6 protein-coding genes are annotated in these 6008 nt (G+C 33.3%); all 6 read right to left on the bottom strand.

The features are described from left to right. On the bottom strand, window positions 1-698 hold a 698-nt coding region (locus PHQ99_06675), incomplete at its 3' end, for an endonuclease VIII (GenBank protein MDD4289255.1). A gap of 290 nt (window positions 699-988) precedes the next feature. Then, on the bottom strand, window positions 989-1354 hold the full coding sequence (locus PHQ99_06670) for a glyoxalase/bleomycin resistance/dioxygenase family protein (GenBank protein MDD4289254.1): 366 nt from the start codon (window positions 1352-1354) through the stop codon (window positions 989-991). Window positions 1355-1476: 122 nt separating this feature from the next. After that, window positions 1477-2244, bottom strand: a complete 768-nt coding sequence (locus PHQ99_06665) for a rhodanese-like domain-containing protein (protein ID MDD4289253.1) — start codon at window positions 2242-2244, stop codon at window positions 1477-1479. 98 nt (window positions 2245-2342) lie between these two features. Beyond that, window positions 2343-3440, bottom strand: coding sequence for an ATP-dependent 6-phosphofructokinase (locus tag PHQ99_06660; protein ID MDD4289252.1), 1098 nt, complete (start codon window positions 3438-3440; stop codon window positions 2343-2345). 291 nt (window positions 3441-3731) lie between these two features. After that, window positions 3732-5021, bottom strand: coding sequence for an MFS transporter (locus PHQ99_06655; protein ID MDD4289251.1), 1290 nt, complete (start codon window positions 5019-5021; stop codon window positions 3732-3734). A 305-nt stretch (window positions 5022-5326) separates the two neighbouring features. Continuing rightward, window positions 5327-5908, bottom strand: a complete 582-nt coding sequence (locus tag PHQ99_06650) for a LysE family transporter (protein ID MDD4289250.1) — start codon at window positions 5906-5908, stop codon at window positions 5327-5329. Window positions 5909-6008 lie beyond the last annotated feature (100 nt).

Raw genomic sequence — 6008 nt, 5'->3', positions numbered from 1 at the left:
CCGGTTTTGCCAAATAAGTCCTTCTCCGTGTCACGTCCTCCCATTCTGGTCATTTCTGAAATTGTGTCCTTTACTGAATGAAAAAGACTAATATATTCCTTTGGGGTAATTGTGCCCATTTTTCTCTTAGGATGAACACCGGCATGAAAAAGGATATCCTGCAGTATGCCATTGCCCAGTCCGGGAATTCTTTGTTGGGTTGCCAGAAATGCTTTTGCTGAAAGTTTATCTGTCTCTTTTAATCGTAATGAAGTAAAATAACCTATATCAAAAGAGTCGTCCAGCGGAGAAGTTTTTTCTTTGGCAATAAAATAATATTTATTGTCAATTGTTCCCTCCTTGAATGCCAGCACCGTACCATACATCTGAACTGAACATAACAGAACGCTCTTATCATCAAATTCGAGCAAAAGCTGATGTTTGGATGGTAATTTGGTAGAATCATTATAATATCGGAGATTGGCACCATCACCGAGAACAATCCGACGGCTACCGGCAGAAATTTCAATCATTGCACCAATGCCAAGGCTTTCGCCGATAACCAACCCTGAAAGAAGTTCCTTATAATCTTCCGGATTTTCATGGAAGAAAGCAAATTTGTGCGGGGAATGGGCAGCAACAACATTAACGACACTTTTACCAGAAACTGTTTCATTTAATTGTCTGGCAATAGTTGTACTCTCAGGTATTTCAAGCATAGTGATATACCTCGTTTTAATTAAGCATTATACGCTAAATTAATACATGGGTTTTAAAAAATTTATAAATTAATACTGTTACTGACAATTACTAAAAAACTATGAGTAAGATTGCAGCTATAATAGCAGCTATCCAATACCACTCTAAATCTTCAAGAAAATTCATATTAACCTCCTTCTATTTTCTTACTTTCTTTTTGTGTTATATTAAAAATTATCTTATAATCCTTTTAAAATTTCAAGCCATTTCGATCAATAATAATTCTTAAGAAAATTTAACAAAGATTCATTTAAATATTCAACGGTTCGCCAATCTCTATAATATTTTTATCATAATCATAAAACCTTAACACTCTTTGTTTCCAGGGCTGCTCTTTAATTGGATGAATAAATTCAAAATTGTATTTTTTTAGTGTCTTGTCTATCTCTTCAAGGTTTTCCTCCTCAAAATACAACTCAAAATTATTAGAATTTACCCTGACAGGATACCCATTAATCAGTGATTGAAAATGTGTTTTTTGATGGATGGCAAAATCACCCTCAAATATTACATTTTCTCCATGATCTGCCTTAACTTTTTGTTTCAATATCTTTTCATATAAAAATCTTGAGCGATTAATATCTTCCACTACAATTAAAGGGCAAATATATTTCATAAAATTCTCCTTTTTGTCTTCTTTGGCCGGTTAATATAAATTACTATAATTACACAAAAAATATGGCAACTATTTGATTTAGAATAAGTTTAAATATTATTTATTGCTTTTTCTGGTGCCATTTAATAATGCTCCTCAGTTGGCAAACCTTCAGCAATCCAATTATTAATTCCACCCTGCAAATGGTATATGTACTTAAACCCCCGTTCCCGCATAACAGGCAGCGCTTTTTCTCCCCTGGCGCCTTTCTGGCAATGAATTAAATAAATTTTATTCTTATCAGCCTCATCTAAATAATCGGAAAACTCTTCCTCTGTAAAATCTTTATTAATAGATTTCTTTATTTGCTGTCGTTGCCATTGATTATTAGGACGCAAATCAATGATAATGAAATCAGGATTTTTTTGATTCTCCTTTATCAGTTCAAACGCAGCTGCAGGTTTAATTGTTTTAGCAAATGCTGTTGGCAGATTCTCTTCTATCCATGCATCTATGCCACCTTCCAATTGGTATGCTTTTTCAATTCCAATATTTTGTAGTATGCTAGTGACTTCATCATTATCTAAAACATTTTGAGAATAAATCAGGTATACCTGGTCTTTATTTCTACTTATACTTTTCAGGGTTTTAGTTGAAACTATTTCCTGGTAATTAAGGGCTCCTTCAATCCGCTCTTCCTGCCAGTTTTCCAGGGGTTGGAGATCGAGTATAATTAATTTGGAATCCTCCATATGTTGCTGTATCAAATCATATGCTTCTTTAGGAGAAATATTAATTGTACCTTCTTTATTATCTAAAGAAAAACCTGTTAAGGAATTCAGAAAAAAGAAAAGGCATGATATTACAATAAAAGCAGACAGTCTATTGAATAGAATCCTTTTTATAAACATCTTTCTCATCTCCCTTAATATTCAAATTTAAGAATTAGTATACTTTTTCTAAAATAATAATTTAGTATCAAACCATTAAAAAATAGGAAAAAGCAATTCTAATTTCCAAAACACACTCCTATTTCCCTACCTGCCTTAATCAACTCATTATCAGCAGGTACAAGGCGAGGTCCCACAGCAACCTCATCTAATGGATAATCTTCCAGATGATTACCTTGAACGCTCACCATTTGTCCATAACATTTTTCTATAATTAAATCAACTGCCCTGGAACCTAAACGGGTTGCCAATACCCGGTCAAAGGGAGTCGGTGTTCCACCACGCTGTAAATGTCCCATTATGACAGATCGAGATTCTGATTCAATCATTTTTTCCAGCTGGTTACCTAAAATGAAGCTGATTCCGCCTAAACGAACCTGCTCAGCACTTTCCTTTACAACCCTCTTAATTACTTCTTCTCCTCCTTCCGGCTTGGCACCTTCTGCAACCACAATGATACTGAAGTGACGTCCTGTTGCTCTTCTCTTATTAATGAAATTCACAATTTTTTCTATCTGATAAGGAATCTCAGGAATTAAAATCACATCCCCTCCTCCGCCTATTCCGGAATGAAGAGCAATCCATCCGGCTTTGCGACCCATTAGTTCTATTATCATAACCCGGTGATGTGACTGGGCAGTAGTGTGGATGCGATCTATTCCCTCTGTGGCAATTGAAACTGCAGTATTAAATCCAAATGTGATATCTGTTCCCCTTATATCATTATCAATAGTCTTTGGTACTCCGATGACCGGTACTCCTTCCTGGTAAAAACGATGTGAAATCCACAGGGTACCATCACCACCAATACAGACAAGGCATTCAATTTCCAGTTCTTCTATATTCTTTAAAACTTTACTGGAAAAGTCTTTATATTTTAATTCCTTTCCTTCTTTAACTACATATTGAAAAGGATTAGCCTTATTGGTTGTTCCCAGGATAGTTCCTCCCAGGGTAAGGATACCGGATACATCATCATAGCTCAGGTGGCGATATTGATTATGTATCAATCCTTCATATCCATCTTTAATACCAATAACTTCCATATCATGCTCAAGAATTGCCTTTTTGGTAATAGCTCGGATTACTGCATTGATGCCCGGACAATCACCACCTCCGGTAAGAATGGCAATTCTTCTCTTTTTATTTTTATTCATTCTTTTTTTCCTACCTTTTTGAATTTCCATAATTATAATTATTTTTATTTCCTCTTGTTTTTATTATTATATCATCTGTATTCACATACTGTTACTTAAATGCTATTATTCTTTGCAATTCTAATTTTAGTATGTCTTATAAATTATCCGTATAACAATTAATCTATAGATAGAACAATGGTAGGCTTATCAATGGCCTTAATAAAAAGAGAAGTTTTTCTGAGAAAACTAAAAAAATTAGGTTGAAAAATCAGGTAAAAGTTTGTTTGGTTTTACTTTGATAAATATATATTAAATATCAACAGGTTGAATCTTCTTTTTACTTTTTTTTATCTTTGGTTTTTTATATTTAAGATAAAATAGATACTGTCCGATTGAAGTAATGAATATTATGAATCCTAAAATTAACCAACTGAGGTCGTAAGCTCCTCTGATATCTGCAATATAACCAAATACAGGTGGGGATAACAACATGCCAACTCTTAAAAAGAGCAATGAAAGGCCTATGGCAACACCAATCTGTTTCTCTTTTACCAGTTCCGGGATAGAAGCAAAGTATATTCCCTGCCACCCTCTTCCTGTCCAGCCTGTTAAAAAAGACAAAATAAATATTACTAATAGAGACGGGTTAATATTTTTTAGAAAAATGCCTAAAATCAGAGACATAAATACAAAAGATATTCCAATATATAAAAATGCCTTTCTCTTATTTGCCTTCAAAAGCCTGTCACACATTATTCCCCAGCCGGGCCTTGATAAAATACTCCCAAGTTGAACAGCAGCAAATGCAAAACCTGCCATACCTTCACTTAAGCCATAATCGAGAAATAAAAATAAGGCAAAATGGCTGGAAATGGCACCGGTAAGAGCTCCCAAAAAAAATCCATATATAGATATGGCAATAAAATCAAGGTTATTTAATAAATTGCCAATCCCTTTCCAGAAAGACACTTCTTTCTTAGATTGATTCTTCTCTGAAAAATCATATATATTGTTATCCTGGTAGTATTTTAAAATTATAACCGTACAAATAATTGATAATAGAGCCGGAACAAGAATTGTATTACGCCATCCAATAGCAGTACCTAAATTGGGCAATAAAACTGCTGCAATTAGTCCACCTATTGGCAATGATGTGCTCCATATACCAGTAGCAGTGCCACGCCATTTAATAGGAAACCATTCTGCAATACCTTTATTGGCAGCCGGTGCGTTCAAACTTAAAGCAAAGCCTGCAAATCCTGCAAGAATAAGAAATATTGTATAATTCGGAGTTATAGCATGGATTAGAAGAAGAATACCTATAAAAAAAATCCCGGTACTCATTCCCCATTTAGCTCCCTTGATATCAACTAATCTGCCGCTGAATATTCCAGCAATTGAAGCAACCAAATAAAGAGAAGATATATAGAAGCCTAATTCTGCTCTTGAGAGACTAAAATCTCTTTGAATAAAAGGGAAGAGAGCAGAAAATCCATCCCTGTATAATCCCAGGATTATTGAGGATAGAGACAGGATGATTAATTTATTCCAATTAAACTTATTGTTTGTTTCTTTTTTATTGTTATTAATATCAGACATATTATTTTTCATCATTATAAAATGGGATAGGTGTTAAATACAAACCAAAATTGGTTTTTTAATTATCAGTTTTATTTTAATATCTTTTTATGAGATTACTGATTGTAGTATAATGTAATCCCGGATATTCGGCAACTTCTTTTAAGCTATAATCACAAGTTTGAATTGTCTAACATAAATTTATTTCCCTTTTATAACTTGTTTAAAAAAAGTTCTATAAAGGCAGTCTTACATAGACTTGCATAGGCTGTCTTTTCAGGATTTATGTTTATGGGGATATCAATGAAGGTAGAAATAGCAAATTTTTAAATATTTTTTATACTTCTAAATAACCCATAAGTAATTAAAATCAATCCTACCAGAATATTTGCCAATCGAACAGCTGCCACAGGTATAGAATATTTAAAAATGGAGATTATCAATACAATTGTCCCGAGAAAAAGAAAAACTGCCAGACCAGCCGCGAAACCAAAAACAATCAACTCTTTTCTGTTTAAAGAATATTCAATTGAACGTGCAGTAAAAATACTGGTCCAAAAAATAATTGTTAGGGGATTAGAGAGGGTTAACATAAAAGTACAGATAAAACTCTGGGTTAAATCTTGTAAATTATTAGTAATGCCAACATTAACCTGAATAGTTTTTAATGCACCTATTATAATATAAAACCCAAACAAAATAAGAACAAGAGAACTTATAAAACCTAATGTTTTTTTAATACGCACATTTTCTAATAATTTTGCAATTCCAATTATTGATAATGTAATATAACAATAATCAGCCAAGGCAGCCCCTAAAATAGCAAAAAATCCATCTAATAATGTTCTTTGAATGACTATATTAATTATAAAGAAAGTAATTGGTCCTACAGCAATTTGTAAAATCAATCCGGTTGTCAAGCCTTTTATGAATATTCCGGGTAAACTATTCTGTCTGTTAATCAGTTACAGCCTCCGTTTCAGTTTTCTCCTTAACCATTCTCTATCC

The sequence above is a fragment of the Atribacterota bacterium genome (assembly GCA_028703475.1).
Taxonomy (GTDB): domain Bacteria; phylum Atribacterota; class Phoenicimicrobiia; order Phoenicimicrobiales; family Stramentimicrobiaceae; genus JAQVMU01.
The sequence above is the reverse complement of the archived record's forward strand: the minus strand, read 5'-3'. Positions and strand labels throughout refer to the sequence as shown.